This is a genomic window from Xanthomonas sacchari, assembly GCF_040529065.1.
Taxonomy (GTDB): Bacteria; Pseudomonadota; Gammaproteobacteria; order Xanthomonadales; family Xanthomonadaceae; genus Xanthomonas_A; species Xanthomonas_A sacchari.
This window is the reverse complement of sequence record NZ_CP132343.1, coordinates 4147249-4164215: the sequence shown is the minus strand read 5'-3', so window position 1 is coordinate 4164215 and position 16967 is coordinate 4147249. Positions and strand designations below refer to the sequence as shown.

Here is a 16967-nt window from a genome sequence, read left to right as displayed (position 1 = left end):
GAGGTAGAGAAGACATGGCAAAGGGTAAGTTCGAGCGCACCAAGCCGCACGTCAACGTCGGCACCATCGGTCACGTCGACCACGGCAAGACCACGCTGACCGCGGCGCTGACCAAGATCGGCGCAGAGCGCTTCGGCGGCGAGTTCAAGGCGTACGACGCGATCGACGCGGCGCCGGAAGAGAAGGCGCGCGGCATCACGATCTCGACCGCCCACGTGGAATACGAATCCCCGACGCGCCACTACGCGCACGTGGATTGCCCGGGTCACGCGGACTACGTCAAGAACATGATCACCGGTGCGGCGCAGATGGATGGCGCGATCCTGGTGTGCTCGGCCGCTGACGGCCCGATGCCGCAGACCCGCGAGCACATCCTGCTGTCGCGCCAGGTCGGCGTGCCGCACATCGTGGTGTTCCTGAACAAGGCCGACATGGTCGACGACGCCGAGCTGCTCGAGCTGGTCGAGATGGAAGTGCGCGAGCTGCTGAGCAAGTACGACTTCCCGGGCGACGACACCCCGATCATCCACGGTTCGGCCCGTCTGGCGCTGGAAGGCGACCAGAGCGAGATCGGCGTGCCGGCGATCCTGAAGCTGGTGGACGCGCTGGACTCGTTCATCCCGGAGCCGCAGCGCGACGTGGACAAGCCGTTCCTGATGCCGGTGGAAGACGTGTTCTCGATCTCGGGCCGCGGCACCGTGGTGACCGGCCGTATCGAGCGCGGCATCATCAAGGTGGGCGACGAAATCGAAATCGTCGGCATCCGTGCCACGCAGAAGACCACCGTGACCGGCGTGGAAATGTTCCGCAAGCTGCTGGACCAGGGCCAGGCGGGCGACAACGCGGGCCTGCTGCTGCGCGGCACCAAGCGTGACGACGTGGAGCGCGGCCAGGTGCTGTGCAAGCCGGGTTCGATCAAGCCGCACACCGAGTTCGAAGCCGAGGTGTACGTGCTGTCGAAGGACGAGGGCGGCCGTCACACCCCGTTCTTCAAGGGTTACCGTCCGCAGTTCTACTTCCGCACCACCGACATCACCGGTGCGGTGCAGCTGCCGGAAGGCGTGGAAATGGTGATGCCGGGCGACAACGTCAAGATGGTGGTGACGCTGATCAACCCGGTGGCGATGGACGAAGGTCTGCGCTTCGCGATCCGCGAAGGCGGCCGCACCGTCGGCGCCGGCGTGGTGGCCAAGATCATCAAGTAATGCCCTCTGGCGGCGCAGGCCGCCGGTGACATCGCCAGCGACTGCGGTCGCCGGCATCGCGAAGGGTCGGCGCATGCCGGCCCTTCGTCGTTTCGGGCTATGCAAAATTCTTGCGATTTGCTCCGCCGCGGTGTTGCGGAGGCGTGAAGTCGTCGCTATAATGCGCAGCTCGGCGTTCCTGGGTAGGGCGCCGGTAAGACAGCGAAAAGAGAGGCAGGACGCCGCTCGTGTTCGCAGGACCGGGAAGGTCGCGTCGCATGGAGCACTCAACAGCCCCGGGTTGTTGACGCTGCTCTAGCTGCGCATTATGCTTTTCCGTCTGGGCAGGCCGGGTCGACTGGTCTGCCCCAGTTTTTGGGGCGGAGGAATGCCCCCGCCGAGCCGGATGCTCTGCGGTACGACATCAGGAAACAACCGGGGCAGGTATCCCAGAGGCCTTGCCCGTCGCTCTTTTAACGAAGGAACCCACCGTCATGGCGGACCAAAAGATCCGGATTCGGCTGAAGGCGTTCGATCATCGTTTGATCGACCGTTCGGCCAGCGAGATCGTCGAGACGGCCAAGCGGACCGGCGCGCAAGTGCGTGGCCCGATCCCGCTGCCGACCAAGATCGAACGCTACACCATTCTCGTTTCCCCGCACGTCGACAAGGACGCGCGTGACCAGTACGAGACCCGCACGCACAAGCGCGTGCTCGACATCGTCGACCCCAACGACAAGACCGTGGACGCGCTGATGAAGCTCGAACTCGCGGCTGGCGTCGATGTCCAGATCAAGTTGACCTGAGGACTACGACCATGACGAAGAAGTATTCGTTGGGCTTCGTGGGCCGCAAGGCCGGCATGAGCCGCGTCTTCACCGAAGACGGCCGCTCCATCCCGGTCACCCTGATCGAAGCGACCCCGAACCGCATCACCCAGCTCAAGACCGTCGAAGCCGACGGCTACAGCGCCGTGCAGATCACCGTGGGCGCCCGTCGCGCCGCGCTGGTCAACAAGCCGGCGTCCGGCCATTTCGCCAAGGCGAAGGTCGAAGCGGGTCGCGGCCTGTGGGAGTTCCGCGTCGAGGACGCGCAGCTGGGCGAGTTCGCCGTCGGCGGCGAAATCAAGGCGGACATCTTCGCCGTCGGCCAGAAGGTCGACGTGCAGGGCGTCACCAAGGGTAAGGGCTTCCAGGGCACCATCAAGCGGCACAACTTCCGCATGGGCGATGCCACCCACGGTAACTCGCTGTCGCATCGCGCGCCGGGTTCGCTGGGTCAGCGCCAGACCCCGGGTCGCGTTTTCCCGGGCAAGAAGATGTCCGGCCACATGGGCGCGGTGCAGCAGAGCACGCAGAATCTGGAAGTGGTCAAGGTCGACGTCGAGCGTGGCCTGATCGCCATTCGCGGCGCTGTGCCTGGCGCTGCCGGTGGCGACGTGATCGTGCGTCCGGCTAGCAAGGCATAAGGAGAGATGACGATGGAACTCGTTATCACGGGTAGCAACAACAAGGTCTCGGTCTCCGACGCCGTGTTCGGCCGCGATTTCAGCGAGGATCTGGTCCACCAGGTCGTCGTCGCCTATCGCAACGCCGGCCGCGCCGGCACCAAGGCGCAGAAGACGCGTTCGGAAGTCAACGGCACCACCAAGAAGTCGAAGAAGCAGAAGGGCGGTGGCGCTCGCCACGGCGCGCTGACCGCTCCGATCTTCGTCGGCGGTGGCGTGACCTTCGCGGCCAAGCCGCGCAGCTTCGAGCAGAAGGTCAACCGCAAGATGTACCGCGCGGCCATCTGCGCGATCCTCTCGGAACTGAACCGCCAGGGCCGCCTGATGGTCGTCGACGCGTTCGACGTCGAGGCCAGCAAGACCAAGGGCCTGGTCGAGAAGCTGAAGGGTCTGGAAGTGGGCAAGCGCCCGCTGATCGTGACCGAAGAAGCGTCCGAGCATCTGTACCTGTCCGCCCGCAATCTTCCCTACGTGGAAGTGCGCGACGTGCAGGGCCTGGATCCGGTGTCGCTGGTCGGGGCCGACACGGTCGTGATCACCGCCGATGCGGTCAAGAAGGTCGAGGAGTGGCTGGCATGAGCAGCAACGAAAAAATCTTCAGCGTGCTGCGCGCTCCGCGTGTCTCCGAAAAGACCGCGCGCCTGCAGGAACTCTCCAATCAGTACGTCTTCGAGATTTCGAACGAAGCCACCAAGGCCGATGTCAAGGCCGCGGTCGAGCAGCTGTTCGACGTCAAGGTCGAGTCGGTCAACGTGTTGAACGTCAAGGGCAAGAACAAGTCCTTCCGTTCGCGCAGCGGTCGTCGCGGCGATTGGCGCAAGGCGTACGTGCGTCTGGCCGAAGGCCAGTCCATCGACGTAACGGCCAAGGCCTGAGGTACATCCCATGCCATTGATGAAATTCAAGCCCACCTCCGCAGGCCGTCGTTCGGCCGTGCGCGTGGTCACGCCCGATCTGCACAAGGGCGCCCCGCACGCTGCACTGGTGGAAAAGCAGAGCAAGTCCGGTGGTCGTAACCACCACGGCCGCATCACCACCCGCCACGTCGGCGGTGGCCACAAGCAGCACTACCGCGTCATCGACTTCAAGCGCAACAAGGAAGGTATCCCGGCGCGCGTGGAGCGGATCGAATACGATCCCAACCGCACCGCCCATATCGCCCTGCTGTGCTACGCCGACGGCGAGCGCCGCTACATCATCGCGCCGAAGGGCCTGAAGGCCGGCGACCAGGTGATCGCAGGTTCGGATGCCCCGATCAAGACCGGCAACACCCTGCCGCTGCGCAACATCCCGGTCGGTACCACCGTCCACGGGATCGAGCTGAAGCCTGGCAAGGGCGCGCAGATCGCGCGTGCCGCCGGCGCCGCGGTGCAGCTGGTCGCGCGCGAAGGCATCTACGCCACCCTGCGTCTGCGCTCCGGCGAAATGCGCAAGGTGCCGTCCGAGTGCCGCGCCACCATCGGCGAAGTCGGCAACGACGAGCACAACCTCGAGAAGCTGGGCAAGGCGGGCGCCAAGCGCTGGCGCGGCGTGCGTCCGACCGTTCGCGGTGCGGCCATGAACCCGGTTGACCATCCGCACGGTGGTGGTGAGGCGAAGGCCGGTCAGGGTAATCCGCATCCGGTCACCCCGTGGGGTGTCCCGACCAAGGGTTACAAGACGCGCCATAACAAGCGCACCGAACAATTCATCGTCCGCGATCGTAGGGGCTAATCGACCATGGCACGTTCACTCAAGAAGGGCCCGTTCGTCGATCACCACCTCGTCAAGAAGGTGGAGGCCGCGGCCGGTAGCAAGCGTCCGATCAAGACCTGGTCGCGTCGCTCGATGATCCTGCCGGAGATGGTGGGTTTCACCATCGCCGTGCATAACGGCAAGAACCACGTTCCGGTGCTGGTCAACGAGAACATGGTCGGCCACAAGCTCGGCGAATTTGCCGTCACCCGGACCTTCAAGGGTCACGGTGGCGACAAGAAGTCGGGCCGGTAAGGAGAGATGACGATGGAAGCGAAAGCAATCCTGCGCACCGCGCGCATCTCCCCGCAGAAGGCCCGCCTGGTCGCCGACCAGGTCCGTGGTCTTTCCGCCGAGCGGGCGGTCAACCTGCTGAAGTTCTCGGACAAGAAAGCTGCCCACCTGATCAAGAAGGTGGTGGAGTCGGCGATCGCCAATGCCGAGAACAACCAAGGCGCGGATGTCGACGAGCTGAAGGTCAAGACCATCATGGTTGATGAAGGTCCGACCCTGAAGCGTTTCATGGCGCGGGCGAAAGGCCGCGGTACCCGCATCCTCAAGCGCACCAGCCACATCACTGTGGTTGTGGGCGCCGCCAAGTAAGCGGAAAGGAAAAGACGATGGGTCATAAAGTTCATCCGATCGGAATCCGCCTGGGTATCGCCAAGGACTGGAATTCCAAGTGGTACGCCAACAAGGCCGAGTTCGCCGGTTACCTGGCAGCCGACCTCAAGGTCCGCGAAATGCTGCGCAAGAAGCTGGCGCAGGCGGGCATCAGCAAGATCCTGATCGAGCGTCCGGCCAAGACCGCGCGCGTGACGATCCACACCGCCCGCCCGGGCGTGGTGATCGGCAAGCGTGGTGAGGACATCGAGAAGCTGCGCAAGGAAGTGAGCGAGATGATGGGCGTCCCCGCCCACATCAACGTCACCGAAGTGCGCAAGCCGGAGCTGGACGCGCAGCTGGTCGCCGAGTCGATCGCGCAGCAGCTGGAGCGTCGCATCATGTTCCGCCGCGCGATGAAGCGCTCGGTCGGCAACGCGATGCGCCTGGGTGCCCTGGGCATCAAGGTCAACGTCGCCGGCCGTCTGAACGGTGCGGAAATCGCCCGTTCCGAGTGGTACCGCGAGGGCCGCGTGCCGCTGCACACGCTGCGTGCCGACATCGACTACGGCTTCGCCGAAGCCAAGACGACCTACGGCATCATCGGCATCAAGGTCTGGATCTACAAGGGCGAGATCTTCGATTTCTCCCAGGTTGGCCAGGAAAAGCAGGACGATTCCCCGCGCAACGATCGTAACGATCGCGGCGACCGTGGCGACCGTCCGTCGCGTCCGGCCCGTGAAGCGAGGTAACGGCAATGTTGCAACCCAAGCGAACCAAATACCGCAAGATGCACAAGGGTCGTAACGACGGCCTGGCGTGGAGCGGAAACGCCGTCAGCTTCGGCGAGTACGGGCTGAAGGCCACGGCGCACGGTCAGCTGACCGCGCGCCAGATCGAGGCGGCGCGCCGCTCGATCAGCCGCTACGTCAAGCGCGGCGGCAAGATGTGGATCCGCGTGTTCCCGGACAAGCCGATCACCAAGAAGCCGATCGAAGTGCGAATGGGCTCCGGTAAGGGTAACGTCGAGTACTGGGTCGCGCAGATCCAGCCCGGTCGTATGATCTATGAAATCGAAGGCGTCGGCGAAGATGTCGCGCGCGAGGCGTTCCGCCTGGCCGCTGCCAAGCTTTCGGTGACCACCACCTTCGTGACCCGGACGGTACGCTGATGGACATCAAACAACTCCGCGAGAAGTCGGCCGACGATCTGAAGGCCCACCTGACCGATCTGCGCAAGGAGCAGTTCGCCCTGCGCATGCAGCAGGTCACCGGGCAGCTGCCGAAGACTCACGAAACCCGCCGGGTGCGCCGCGAGATCGCTCGCGTCAAGCACCTGCTCGGCAGCACGAAGTAAGGATGGCCGCGATGAGCGACAATAACGAAAGCAAGACGCTGCGCACGGTCGAAGGCCGTGTGGTCAGCAACAAGATGGACAAGACCGTCACCGTGCTGGTGGAGCGTCAGGTCAAGCATGCGCTGTACGGCAAGTACATCAAGCGCTCGACCAAGCTCCACGCCCACGACGCCGACAACGCCTGCAACGAAGGCGATGTCGTGCGCGTGACCGAGATTGCGCCGATGTCCAAGACCAAGAACTGGCGGGTGGTGGAAATCGTCACCCGCGCGGCCGAATAAGGGAGATCTGAATCATGATCCAGATGCAGAGCTACCTCGACGTCGCCGACAATTCCGGTGCCAAGGAAGTGATGTGCATCAAGGTGCTCGGCGGCTCCAAGCGCCGCTACGCGCACATTGGCGACATCATCAAGGTCACCGTCAAGGACGCGATCCCGCGCGGCAAGGTCAAGAAGGGCGAAGTCTACGACGCCGTCGTCGTGCGTACCCGCAAGGGCGTGCGTCGTCCGGACGGTTCGTTGATCCGCTTCGATGGCAACGCCGCGGTGTTGCTCAACAACAAGCAGGAGCCGATCGGTACGCGCATCTTCGGGCCTGTGACCCGCGAGCTGCGTTCCGAGAAGTTCATGAAGATCGTCTCGCTCGCTCCCGAAGTGCTGTGAGCGGAGGACATACACATGGCTAACCGTATCAAGAAGGGCGACCAGGTCGTCGTCACCACCGGCAAGGACAAGGGCAAGCAGGGCGAAGTCGTCCGCGTCGACGGCGACCGCGTGGTCGTCTCCAACGCGAACATCGTCAAGCGCCACACCAAGCCGAACCCGCAGGCGGGCGTCGCCGGCGGCGTGGTCGAGCGCGAAGCGTCGATCCATATTTCCAACGTTGCGATCCTCAACCCGGCCACGGGCAAGGGCGACCGCGTTGGCTTCAAGGTGCTGGAGGATGGACGCAAACTGCGTGTGTTCCGCTCCAGCGGTGAGGCGCTCGACGCCTGAGGAATGACACAATGACTTCCCGTCTCGAAAAGATCTACAAGGAAGAAGTGGTACCGGCTCTGATGAAGAAGTTCGGTTACACCAATCCGATGGAAGTGCCGAAGCTGGTCAAGGTCACGCTGAACATGGGCGTGGGCGAAGCCGCGACGAACAAGAAGATCCTGGAAAACGCCGTCGCCGACATGGCCAAGGTCTCCGGCCAGAAGCCGGTGGTGACCAAGTCGCGCATCTCGGTGGCCTCGTTCAAGATCCGCGATGGCTGGCCGATCGGCTGCAAGACCACGCTGCGTCGCGCCAAGATGTACGAGTTCCTGGACCGCCTGATCAACATCTCGCTGCCGCGCGTGCGCGACTTCCGTGGTGTCTCGGGGCGTTCGTTCGACGGCCGCGGCAACTTCAACATGGGCGTGAAGGAGCAGATCATCTTCCCGGAAATCGACTTCGACGCCGTCGACGCGATCCGCGGTATGGATATCGCCATCACCACCACCGCCAAGACCGACGCCGAAGCCAAGGCGCTGCTCGAAGCGTTCAAGTTCCCGTTCCGTAACTGATTGACAGCCGGGATTCGGGATTCGGGATTCGGGATGGAAGGGCGCTGCGCCCGTCACATCCCGGATTCTGGAAATCTCCAATCCCCACTCTCGAATCCCGAGGATTTACAGATGGCAAAGACCTCCATGGTCAACCGCGACATCAAGCGCAAGAAGCTGGCGAAGAAGTTCGCCGACAAGCGTGATGCGCTGAAGAAGATCATCGCCTCCGGCACCGCCTCGTACGACGAGAAGGCCGAGGCCGTGACCAAGCTGCAGAAGCTGCCGCGCGATTCGTCGCCGAGCCGCCAGCGCACCCGTTGCGAACTGTCCGGCCGCCCGCGTGGCGTGTACGGCAAGTTCGGCCTGGGGCGCAACATGCTGCGCAAGGCGACCATGAACGGCGACGTTCCGGGCCTGCGCAAGGCCAGCTGGTAATTCCAGCGGCACCGGTCCCGTCCGCGGGGCCGGGCAGGGCGGTCCAGCCGCCCGCGTGTCGTTCAGACAACGAGTCCGACGCAAGTCGGACTTTTTGTCGTATACTCCCGCTCCTTGCCTCGCGGCAGGGACGGGTATGGCAGCCGCCGCGGGTTCCTCCGGCGGCTGCGCGCTTCACCCCCTGCGTCATTCCACCGCTCCACCACAAGATTTTCGCGAAAGCGGATATCGGTGCACTCAAAGGTAGACACCATGAGCATGACTGATCCCATCGCCGACCTGCTGGTCCGCATCAAGAATGCGGCCGCGGTTGGCAAGCCGACGGTGAAGATGCCGTCCTCCAAGATCAAGGTTGCGATCGCGGAAGTGCTGAAGGCCGAAGGCTATATCAGCGATCTGCGCGTCAACGCGATCGAGAACAACAAGTCCGAACTGGAAATCGTGCTGAAGTATTTCGAGGGCCGTCCGGTCATCGATACGCTCAAGCGCGTTTCGCGTTCGGGTCTGCGTCAGTATCGCGGCAAGACCGAGCTGCCGAAGGTTCTCGGCGGTCTGGGCGTTGCCATCATTTCCACGTCCAAGGGCATCATGACCGATGCGCAGGCCCGTCAGGCCGGCGTCGGTGGCGAAGTCCTGTGCTTCGTGGCCTAAGGGAAGGAGCACTCACATGTCCCGCGTAGCCAAGAAGCCGATCTCCCTCCCGAAGGGCGTCGAACTCACCGTCCAGGCCGATCAGGTCAGCGTCAAGGGCCCGAAGGGCGCCCTGTCGCTGCCGAAGCCGGCCGGCGTCGAAATCAAGCAGGAAAACGGTGTCGCCACGCTGTCGGCGAACGATCCGTCGCACATCGCCATCACCGGCACCGTTCGCGCCATCCTGGCGAACATGGTGCAGGGCGTGTCCGCGGGCTTCGAGCGCAAGCTCGAGCTGGTGGGCGTCGGCTACCGCGCCACGATGCAGGGCAAGGACCTGAGCCTGGCGCTCGGTTTCTCGCACCCGATCGTGTTCAGCGCGCCGGAAGGCATCACCCTGGCCGCTCCGACCCAGACCGAGATCCTGGTGCAGGGCGCAGACAAGCAGCGCGTCGGCGAAGTCGCCGCCAAGATCCGCGGTTTCCGTCCGCCGGAGCCCTACAAGGGCAAGGGTGTGAAGTACGCCGGTGAAGCCATCATTCGCAAGGAAGCCAAGAAGGCCTAAGGCAGGTCCTTCTGCGAGGAGCCCGGCCTCCATGGCCGGACTCTTCAATGCAAAAGCCTGTTCCCCTTCAGCTTTCCTAGGACACATACCATGAGCATCAACAAGAACATCGCCCGCCTGCGTCGCGCCAAGTCGACCCGCGCCCACATCCGCGAGCTCGGCGTCGCCCGCCTGTCGGTGCTGCGCACCGGCCAGCACCTGTACGCGCAGGTCTTCACCGCCGACGGCTCCAAGGTCCTCGCCGCGGCGAACACCCTGCAGGCCGACGTCAAGGACGGCCTGAAGAACGGCAAGAACAGCGACGCCGCCGCCAAGGTCGGCAAGCTGATCGCCGAGCGCGCCAAGGCCGCGGGCGTCGAGAAGGTCGCCTTCGACCGTTCGGGCTACCGCTACCACGGCCGCATCAAGGCGCTGGCCGACGCCGCGCGCGAAGGCGGCCTGCAGTTCTGATCCTTGCGGACGCGGCGATGCCGCGCCCGTCCCGCCGATGCGGGCTGCATCGGACCTTGGCGCGCCTTCTGCGCGCGCCCGGGGAACACGGCTCCAGACCACAACCACAAGCGGCAACGAAGCCGTAAATCTTTTCCTCTATCAAGGACATCACAATGGCTGAAGAACAGCGTGCACCGCGGGGTCGTGATCGCGACCGCAACCGCGAAGAGAAAGTCGACGACGGCATGATCGAGAAGCTGGTCGCGGTCAACCGCGTCAGCAAGACGGTCAAGGGCGGTCGCCAGTTCACCTTCACCGCGCTGACCGTGGTCGGCGATGGCAACGGCAAGATCGGCTTCGGTTACGGCAAGGCGCGCGAAGTGCCGGTCGCGATCCAGAAGTCGATGGAGTATGCGCGCAAGGGCATGCTCAACATCGATCTGAACAACGGCACCCTGTGGCACCCGGTGAAGTCCGGCCACGGTGCGGCGCGCGTGTTCATGATGCCGGCCTCGGAAGGTACCGGCGTGATCGCCGGCGGCGCGATGCGCGCCGTGCTGGAAGCGGTGGGCGTGAAGAACGTGCTGGCCAAGGCCGTCGGCTCGCGCAACCCGATCAACCTGGTGCGCGCCACCCTGCGCGGCCTGGAAGACATGCAGTCGCCGGCCCGCATCGCGGCCAAGCGTGGCAAGAAGGTGGAGGATCTGACCCATGGCTAATGAATCCACCAAGACCGTCAAGGTGCGCCTGGTGCGCGGCCTGCGTGGTACCCAGTCGCGTCACCGCCTTTCGGTGCGTGCCCTGGGCCTGAACAAGCTCAACGATGTGCGCGAACTGAAGGACAGCCCGCAAGTGCGCGGCCTGATCAACAAGGTTCAGTACCTCGTCCAGGTTGAGGAGTAATCGACCATGACTTTGCATCTGAATGATCTGAAGCCCGCGCCGGGCGCGCGCACCGAGCGCACCCGCGTCGGTCGCGGCATCGGTTCCGGCCTGGGCAAGACCGCCGGCCGCGGCCACAAGGGTTCGTTCGCGCGCAAGGGCGGCGGCAAGATCAAGGCCGGCTTCGAAGGCGGCCAGACCCCCATGCAGCGCCGTCTGCCGAAGATCGGCTTCCGTTCGAAGATGGCCAAGGACACCGCCGAAGTGCTGTCCTACCAGCTCGACAACCTGCCGGCCGGCGAGATCGATTTCGCCGCGCTGCGCGCCGCGAAGCTGGTCCCGAGCACCGCGAAGAAGGCCAAGGTGGTCCTGAAGGGCGAACTGACCAAGAAGTTCGTGCTGAAGGGCGTTGCCGCGACCGCCGGTGCCAAGGCGGCAATCGAAGCTGCCGGCGGCAGCGTGCAGGAGTAACACGCAGATGGCGCAGGCTGGCATGGGGAATCTCGGCGGCGGGCTCGGCAAGTTCACTGAACTTCGCCAGCGCCTGTTGTTCGTCATCGGCGCATTGATCGTCTACCGCATCGGCTGCTATGTGCCGGTGCCGGGCGTCAATCCCGAAGCCATGCTTGCGCTGATGCAGGCGCAGGGCGGCGGCATCGTGGACATGTTCAACATGTTCTCGGGCGGCGCCCTGCACCGTTTCAGCATCTTCGCGCTGAACGTGATGCCGTACATCTCGGCATCGATCGTGATCCAGCTGGCCACGCACATCTTTCCGTCGCTGAAGGCGATGCAGAAGGAAGGCGAGTCGGGCCGGCGCAAGATCACCCAGTATTCGCGCATCGGCGCGGTGCTGCTGGCGGTGGTGCAGGGCGGCAGTATCGCCCTGGCGCTGCAGAACCAGACCGCACCGGGCGGCGCGCCGGTGGTGTACGCCCCCGGCATGGGCTTCGTGCTCACCGCGGTGATCGCGTTGACCGCCGGCACCATCTTCCTGATGTGGGTCGGCGAGCAGGTGACCGAGCGTGGCATCGGCAACGGCGTCTCGCTGATCATCTTCGCCGGCATCGTCGCCGGCCTGCCGGCGGCGGCGATCCAGACCGTCGAGGCCTTCCGCGACGGCAACATGAGCTTCATCGCGCTGCTGCTGATCGTGCTGACTATCCTCGCCTTCACCCTGTTCGTGGTGTTCGTCGAGCGCGGGCAACGGCGGATCACGGTGAATTACGCGCGCCGCCAGGGCGGCCGCAACGCGTACATGAACCAGACCTCGTTCCTGCCGCTGAAGCTCAACATGGCCGGCGTGATCCCGCCGATCTTCGCCTCGAGCATCCTCGCCTTCCCGGCGACGCTGTCGATGTGGTCGGGCCAGGCTGCCTCCAACAGCACCTTCGGCAGCGTGCTGCAGCGCATCGCCAATGCGCTCGGCCCGGGTGAACCGGTGCACATGATCGTGTTCGCTGCGCTGATCATCGGCTTCGCGTTCTTCTACACCGCGCTGGTGTTCAACTCGCAGGAAACTGCGGACAACCTGAAGAAGTCCGGCGCGCTGATTCCGGGCATCCGTCCGGGCAAGGCCACTGCCGATTACGTGGACGGCGTGCTGACCCGCCTGACCGCGGCTGGTTCGGTGTACCTGGTGATCGTGTGCCTGCTGCCGGAAGTGATGCGTGCCCAGCTCGGCACCTCGTTCCACTTCGGCGGCACCTCGCTGCTGATCGCGGTCGTGGTGGTGATGGACTTCATCGCGCAGATCCAGGCGCACCTGATGTCGCACCAGTACGAAAGCCTGTTGAAGAAGGCCAACCTCAAGGGTGGCTCGCGCGGCGGCGGTTTTGCCCGCGGTTGATTGCTATACTGTTTGAATCCTTCCGCGAAGACGCCCCGGCTCCCGGGCGCAGTCTTCCGACTTGAAGGGCGGCCCGTGCAGCGGTCTCGTGCGCGGGTGAGACGTGGTGGTCCTGCGCTGGAGTAGCGCGGGCGGCAGGGCGGAGGTTTCTCCCTGTCAACGACGTCCGGCGCCGGAGCATGGGCACACTCCCCATGCCGGGCTTGCGGAACCTCGCGGTTCCGCGGGCTTCCATGTAACCCGAGACCTTGCTAGACTTACAAGTTCACTTTTTGATCCATCCTGCCGGATGGCGCCGTGGTGCGCCGTCGGGCCATCACTCAGTTGGAGAACCGCGTCATGGCGCGTATTGCAGGCGTCAACCTGCCAGCCCAGAAGCACGTCTGGGTCGGGTTGCAAAGCATCTACGGCATCGGCCGTACCCGTTCGAAGAAGGTCTGCGAAGCCGCAGGCGTGACCTCGACCACCAAGATCCGCGACCTGTCCGAGCCGGAAATCGAGCGCCTGCGTCTCGAAGTCGGCAAGTACATCGTCGAAGGCGACCTGCGTCGCGAAATCGGCATCGCCATCAAGCGACTGATGGACCTGGGCTGCTACCGCGGCCTGCGTCACCGCCGTGGCCTGCCCCTGCGCGGTCAGCGCACCCGTACCAACGCCCGCACCCGCAAGGGTCCGCGCAAGGCGATCAAGAAGTAAGGGACCGACATGGCTAAGCCCGCAGCAGCAAAGACCAAGAAGAAGATCAAGCGCGTCGTCACCGACGGCGTCGCCCACGTCCACGCTTCGTTCAACAACACCATCGTGACCATCACCGACCGTCAGGGCAATGCGTTGTCCTGGGCGACCTCCGGTGGCGCCGGTTTCCGCGGTTCGCGCAAGTCCACGCCGTTCGCGGCGCAGGTGGCCGCCGAGAAGGCCGGGCGCGCTGCGCTCGACTACGGCGTGAAGTCGCTGGAAGTGCGCATCAAGGGCCCGGGTCCGGGTCGCGAGTCCGCCGTCCGTTCGTTGAACAACGTCGGATACAAGATCACCAACATCATCGACGTGACGCCGATCCCGCACAACGGGTGCCGTCCGCCGAAGAAGCGTCGCGTCTAAAGGAGCGATAAGAAATGGCTCGTTATATCGGTCCTACCTGTAAGCTCGCGCGCCGCGAAGGCGCCGATCTTTCCCTCAAGAGCCCGGCGCGTGCGCTGGACTCCAAGTGCAAGCTGGAGCAGAAGCCCGGCCAGCACGGCGCGACCGCCCGCAAGGGCAAGCTGTCCGACTACGCCACCCAGCTGCGCGAAAAGCAGAAGGTCAAGCGTATCTACGGCCTGCTGGAGCGTCAGTTCCGCAACTACTACAAGAAGGCCTCGACCAAGAAGGGCAACACCGGCGAGAACCTGCTGCAGCTGCTGGAAACCCGCCTGGACAACGTCGTCTACCGCATGGGCTTCGCCGTCACCCGTCCGGCCGCGCGCCAGCTGGTGTCGCACCGTGGCGTGCTGGTCAACGGCAAGTCGGTGAACCTGGCCTCGTACCAGGTCAAGGCCGGCGACGCGATCGCCCTGTCGGAAAAGGCGCAGAAGCAGCTTCGCGTGCAGGAAGCGCTGACCGTTGCCGAAACGCATGACCTGAACCCGTCGTGGGTCGAGGTCGATTCGAAGAAGTTCAGCGGCATCTTCAAGGCCGTGCCGGACCGTGCGGACCTGCCTGCCGACATCAACGAAGCGCTGATCGTCGAGTTGTATTCGAAGTAATCACATCGGAGAGCCTCCGGTCCACGGAGGCTCGTCAGGAGAACCCGCAACATGACGGTTACCGCCAACCAGGTTCTGCGCCCGCGTGGGCCGCAGATCGAACGCCTTACCGACAACCGCGCCAAGGTCGTGATCGAGCCCTTGGAGCGCGGGTATGGGCATACGCTGGGCAACGCCCTGCGTCGCGTGCTGCTGTCCTCGATTCCCGGCTTCGCGATCACCGAAGTCGAGATCGACGGCGTGCTGCACGAGTACACCACGGTCGAAGGGCTGCAGGAGGACGTGCTGGAAGTCCTGCTGAACCTCAAGGACGTGGCCATCCGCATGCATACCGGTGACAGCGCCACGCTGTCGCTGTCCAAGCAGGGTCCGGGCACGGTCACTGCCGCCGACATCAAGACCGACCACAACGTCGAGATCCTCAACAACGACCACGTGATCTGCCACCTGACCAAGGACACGGCGATCAACATGCGTCTGAAGATCGAGCGTGGCTTCGGCTACCAGCCGGCCGCCGCGCGTCGCCGTCCGGACGAAGAGACCCGCACCATCGGCCGCCTGGTCCTGGACGCCTCGTTCTCGCCGGTGCGCCGCGTCGCCTACGCGGTCGAGTCGGCCCGCGTCGAGCAGCGTACCGACCTGGACAAGCTGGTCCTGGACATCGAAACCAACGGCACGATCGATGCCGAGGAAGCCGTGCGCACCGCCGCCGACATCCTCAGCGACCAGCTGTCGGTGTTCGGCGACTTCACCCATCGCGACCGTGGCGCGGCCAAGCCGGCCAGCAACGGCGTGGATCCGGTGCTGCTGCGTCCGATCGACGATCTGGAACTGACCGTGCGTTCGGCCAACTGCCTGAAGGCCGAGAGCATCTACTACATCGGCGATCTGATCCAGAAGACCGAAGTGGAGCTGCTCAAGACCCCGAACCTGGGCAAGAAGTCGCTCACCGAGATCAAGGAAGTGCTGGCCCAGCGTGGCCTGTCGCTCGGTATGAAGCTGGAGAACTGGCCGCCGGCCGGCGTCGCCCAGCACGGCATGCTCGGCTGAGTGTTGCGCATCCGGCCGGTGCCGCAAGGCATCGGCCGCGTGTCGTTCGCTTCATCCGCATCACCACGTCGACGGGTCGCCAAGCCCGCGGCGTCGCCCGGTCAGGGACGGCCGGCACGGACCATCCGCAGTCCACATTCAACGCCAGGACGGCGACAGCGATCTCCAACAGTCCCACTCTTCCATAGGAATCCCAACCCATGCGTCACCAGAAATCCGGCCGCAAGTTCAGCCGCACCAGCGCCCACCGCGAAGCGATGTTCAAGAACATGGCGGCGTCGCTGATCAAGCACGAGCTGATCAAGACCACCCTGCCGAAGGCCAAGGAACTGCGCCGCGTCGCCGAGCCGCTTATCACCCTGGCCAAGGTCGACAACGTCGCCAACCGCCGCCTGGCCTTCGCGCGCCTGCGCGACAAGGAAGCGGTGGGCACCCTGTTCACCACGCTGGGCCCGCGCTACCAGGCGCGCCCGGGTGGCTACCTGCGCATCCTCAAGTGCGGCTTCCGCGCCGGCGACAACGCGCCGATGGCGTACGTCGAGCTGGTCGACCGCCCGGCCGTGGCCGAGGAAGTGGCCGAGTAATCGGTTCGCACCTGCAGCAGCAAGAAGCCCGGCATGTCCGGGCTTTTTTGCTTTTGGGGCGGGGATTTGGGAGTCGGGATTCGGGATTGGTAGCGCCGTTGTCGCCGGGCTGGCGAACGGTTGCAAAAGCGCCGTAGCGCATGGTGATGGAGCGCACGATCGCGGATAATGCGCGGATCGTCGATGCGAGTTCTAGTCCGATGAATCCGTTACGTTGGGGTTTCCGCGCGCAGTTCCTGCTCGGCTTTCTGGTCTGCGCCGGCTTGCTGGGCTATGCGATCTTCGTGCAGCTGCAGCTGGGCATCGAGCCGTGCCCGCTGTGTATCTTCCAGCGCATCGCCTTCGCCGCGCTGGGCGTGCTGTTCCTGCTCGGTGCCCTGCACGGGCCGCGCAGCGCCGGCGGGCGCAAGATCTACGGCGTCCTCGCGTTCCTGGCCGCGCTCGTGGGCGCCGGCATCTCCACCAAGCACGTCTCGGTGCAACTGTTCCCGGATCCGATGGCGTCCTGCGGCCCGCCGCTGAGCTTCCTGCGCGAGACCATGGGGCCGTTCGAGGTGCTGCGCCGGGTGCTGACCGGCACCGGCGACTGCGGCAACATCGACTGGCGTTTCCTTGGCCTGTCGATGCCGATGTGGTGCCTGATCTGCTTCGTGCTGCTGGCGGTGTTCGCGCTGTATGCGGGCTTCAAGAGCCGGCGGCGCACGCTGATCTGAGCGTGCCCCTGGCTGCGCGCTGATCGCTCGGCCTGGCCGCCTCTGGCGGCGCCGCTGGGCCGTCCCTTTGGCAACCCCCCGGGGCCGCCCGCGCCTGCCGCCGCGCAGCCACGTTCTGCAAACGGTCCGGCCGCCGGCTCCACCGCTGATCGCGCGATGCGGCCTGCG

The 16967-nt window shown here is 64.7% G+C and carries 29 protein-coding genes; all 29 read left to right on the top strand.

Annotated features, from left to right (window positions below; genetic code table 11):
* The first annotated feature begins 14 nt into the window (after positions 1–14).
* The 29 genes from tuf to RAB71_RS17510 all read left to right on the top strand — a co-directional run bounded on the left by tuf (position 15) and on the right by RAB71_RS17510 (position 16799).
* The gene (tuf, locus tag RAB71_RS17650; RefSeq protein ID WP_043093035.1) at positions 15–1205 is read left to right on the top strand and encodes an elongation factor Tu; all 1191 of its coding nucleotides are present in this window, start codon (positions 15–17) and stop codon (positions 1203–1205) included.
* A 473-nt stretch (positions 1206–1678) separates the two neighbouring features.
* On the top strand, positions 1679–1990 hold the full coding sequence (gene rpsJ / locus RAB71_RS17645) for a 30S ribosomal protein S10 (RefSeq protein WP_010341589.1): 312 nt from the start codon (positions 1679–1681) through the stop codon (positions 1988–1990).
* An 11-nt stretch (positions 1991–2001) separates the two neighbouring features.
* Positions 2002–2652: a 50S ribosomal protein L3 gene (rplC, locus tag RAB71_RS17640; protein ID WP_010341590.1), complete on the top strand. Its 651-nt coding sequence runs from the start codon at positions 2002–2004 to the stop codon at positions 2650–2652.
* Between the two features lie 12 nt (positions 2653–2664).
* On the top strand, positions 2665–3270 hold the full coding sequence (gene rplD / locus RAB71_RS17635) for a 50S ribosomal protein L4 (RefSeq protein WP_010341591.1): 606 nt from the start codon (positions 2665–2667) through the stop codon (positions 3268–3270).
* Positions 3267–3566: a 50S ribosomal protein L23 gene (gene rplW, locus RAB71_RS17630; RefSeq protein WP_010341592.1), complete on the top strand. Its 300-nt coding sequence runs from the start codon at positions 3267–3269 to the stop codon at positions 3564–3566. Before rplD ends, rplW begins: the two co-directional genes overlap by 4 nt.
* A 10-nt stretch (positions 3567–3576) precedes the next feature.
* The gene (rplB, locus tag RAB71_RS17625) at positions 3577–4404 is read left to right on the top strand and encodes a 50S ribosomal protein L2 (protein WP_010341593.1); all 828 of its coding nucleotides are present in this window, start codon (positions 3577–3579) and stop codon (positions 4402–4404) included.
* Positions 4405–4410: 6 nt separating this feature from the next.
* Complete coding sequence (gene rpsS / locus RAB71_RS17620; RefSeq protein WP_010341594.1) at positions 4411–4680, top strand: 30S ribosomal protein S19; 270 nt, start codon at positions 4411–4413, stop codon at positions 4678–4680.
* Positions 4681–4692: 12 nt separating this feature from the next.
* The gene (rplV, locus tag RAB71_RS17615) at positions 4693–5028 is read left to right on the top strand and encodes a 50S ribosomal protein L22 (RefSeq protein ID WP_003470663.1); all 336 of its coding nucleotides are present in this window, start codon (positions 4693–4695) and stop codon (positions 5026–5028) included.
* A gap of 17 nt (positions 5029–5045) precedes the next feature.
* Positions 5046–5780, top strand: a complete 735-nt coding sequence (gene rpsC, locus RAB71_RS17610) for a 30S ribosomal protein S3 (protein ID WP_010341595.1) — start codon at positions 5046–5048, stop codon at positions 5778–5780.
* 5 nt (positions 5781–5785) lie between these two features.
* Complete coding sequence (gene rplP / locus RAB71_RS17605; protein WP_003470657.1) at positions 5786–6199, top strand: 50S ribosomal protein L16; 414 nt, start codon at positions 5786–5788, stop codon at positions 6197–6199.
* Positions 6199–6384, top strand: a complete 186-nt coding sequence (rpmC, locus tag RAB71_RS17600; protein WP_010341597.1) for a 50S ribosomal protein L29 — start codon at positions 6199–6201, stop codon at positions 6382–6384. Before rplP ends, rpmC begins: the two co-directional genes overlap by 1 nt.
* Before the next feature lie 11 nt (positions 6385–6395).
* The gene (gene rpsQ, locus RAB71_RS17595) at positions 6396–6665 is read left to right on the top strand and encodes a 30S ribosomal protein S17 (RefSeq protein WP_010341599.1); all 270 of its coding nucleotides are present in this window, start codon (positions 6396–6398) and stop codon (positions 6663–6665) included.
* Positions 6666–6679: 14 nt separating this feature from the next.
* Positions 6680–7048, top strand: a complete 369-nt coding sequence (gene rplN, locus RAB71_RS17590) for a 50S ribosomal protein L14 (RefSeq protein WP_003486699.1) — start codon at positions 6680–6682, stop codon at positions 7046–7048.
* Between the two features lie 15 nt (positions 7049–7063).
* Positions 7064–7381, top strand: coding sequence for a 50S ribosomal protein L24 (gene rplX / locus RAB71_RS17585; RefSeq protein WP_010341604.1), 318 nt, complete (start codon positions 7064–7066; stop codon positions 7379–7381).
* An 11-nt stretch (positions 7382–7392) separates the two neighbouring features.
* Positions 7393–7935: a 50S ribosomal protein L5 gene (gene rplE, locus RAB71_RS17580; RefSeq protein WP_010341606.1), complete on the top strand. Its 543-nt coding sequence runs from the start codon at positions 7393–7395 to the stop codon at positions 7933–7935.
* A 111-nt stretch (positions 7936–8046) separates the two neighbouring features.
* The gene (gene rpsN / locus RAB71_RS17575) at positions 8047–8352 is read left to right on the top strand and encodes a 30S ribosomal protein S14 (protein ID WP_010341607.1); all 306 of its coding nucleotides are present in this window, start codon (positions 8047–8049) and stop codon (positions 8350–8352) included.
* Positions 8353–8604: 252 nt separating this feature from the next.
* Entirely contained in the window at positions 8605–9003 is a 399-nt protein-coding gene (gene rpsH / locus RAB71_RS17570) for a 30S ribosomal protein S8 (protein WP_010340446.1), read from the top strand.
* A gap of 16 nt (positions 9004–9019) precedes the next feature.
* Positions 9020–9547: a 50S ribosomal protein L6 gene (rplF, locus tag RAB71_RS17565; protein ID WP_010340447.1), complete on the top strand. Its 528-nt coding sequence runs from the start codon at positions 9020–9022 to the stop codon at positions 9545–9547.
* Between the two features lie 90 nt (positions 9548–9637).
* Positions 9638–9997 (top strand): 50S ribosomal protein L18, encoded by a 360-nt coding sequence (gene rplR / locus RAB71_RS17560; RefSeq protein ID WP_010340448.1) that lies wholly within the window; start codon positions 9638–9640, stop codon positions 9995–9997.
* A 155-nt stretch (positions 9998–10152) separates the two neighbouring features.
* A complete protein-coding gene (gene rpsE, locus RAB71_RS17555) occupies positions 10153–10698 on the top strand; it encodes a 30S ribosomal protein S5 (protein WP_010340449.1) in 546 nt (181 codons plus the stop codon).
* Entirely contained in the window at positions 10691–10882 is a 192-nt protein-coding gene (gene rpmD / locus RAB71_RS17550) for a 50S ribosomal protein L30 (RefSeq protein ID WP_010340450.1), read from the top strand. The genes rpsE and rpmD overlap by 8 nt, the downstream gene beginning before the upstream one ends.
* 6 nt (positions 10883–10888) lie before the next feature.
* On the top strand, positions 10889–11332 hold the full coding sequence (gene rplO / locus RAB71_RS17545) for a 50S ribosomal protein L15 (RefSeq protein ID WP_010340451.1): 444 nt from the start codon (positions 10889–10891) through the stop codon (positions 11330–11332).
* Positions 11333–11339: 7 nt separating this feature from the next.
* On the top strand, positions 11340–12710 hold the full coding sequence (secY, locus tag RAB71_RS17540; protein WP_010340452.1) for a preprotein translocase subunit SecY: 1371 nt from the start codon (positions 11340–11342) through the stop codon (positions 12708–12710).
* A gap of 339 nt (positions 12711–13049) precedes the next feature.
* The gene (rpsM, locus tag RAB71_RS17535; protein WP_010340453.1) at positions 13050–13406 is read left to right on the top strand and encodes a 30S ribosomal protein S13; all 357 of its coding nucleotides are present in this window, start codon (positions 13050–13052) and stop codon (positions 13404–13406) included.
* Positions 13407–13415: 9 nt separating this feature from the next.
* Entirely contained in the window at positions 13416–13808 is a 393-nt protein-coding gene (gene rpsK / locus RAB71_RS17530; RefSeq protein ID WP_003470632.1) for a 30S ribosomal protein S11, read from the top strand.
* Positions 13809–13822: 14 nt separating this feature from the next.
* Positions 13823–14452 carry a 30S ribosomal protein S4 gene (rpsD, locus tag RAB71_RS17525; protein WP_010340454.1) on the top strand — a complete coding sequence of 210 codons (630 nt, stop codon included), beginning with the start codon at positions 13823–13825 and terminating at the stop codon, positions 14450–14452.
* Positions 14453–14503: 51 nt separating this feature from the next.
* The gene (gene rpoA / locus RAB71_RS17520; RefSeq protein ID WP_010340455.1) at positions 14504–15502 is read left to right on the top strand and encodes a DNA-directed RNA polymerase subunit alpha; all 999 of its coding nucleotides are present in this window, start codon (positions 14504–14506) and stop codon (positions 15500–15502) included.
* A gap of 200 nt (positions 15503–15702) precedes the next feature.
* Positions 15703–16086 carry a 50S ribosomal protein L17 gene (gene rplQ / locus RAB71_RS17515; protein ID WP_010340456.1) on the top strand — a complete coding sequence of 128 codons (384 nt, stop codon included), beginning with the start codon at positions 15703–15705 and terminating at the stop codon, positions 16084–16086.
* 200 nt (positions 16087–16286) lie between these two features.
* Positions 16287–16799: a disulfide bond formation protein B gene (locus tag RAB71_RS17510; RefSeq protein ID WP_010340457.1), complete on the top strand. Its 513-nt coding sequence runs from the start codon at positions 16287–16289 to the stop codon at positions 16797–16799.
* Positions 16800–16967: the final 168 nt, after the last annotated feature.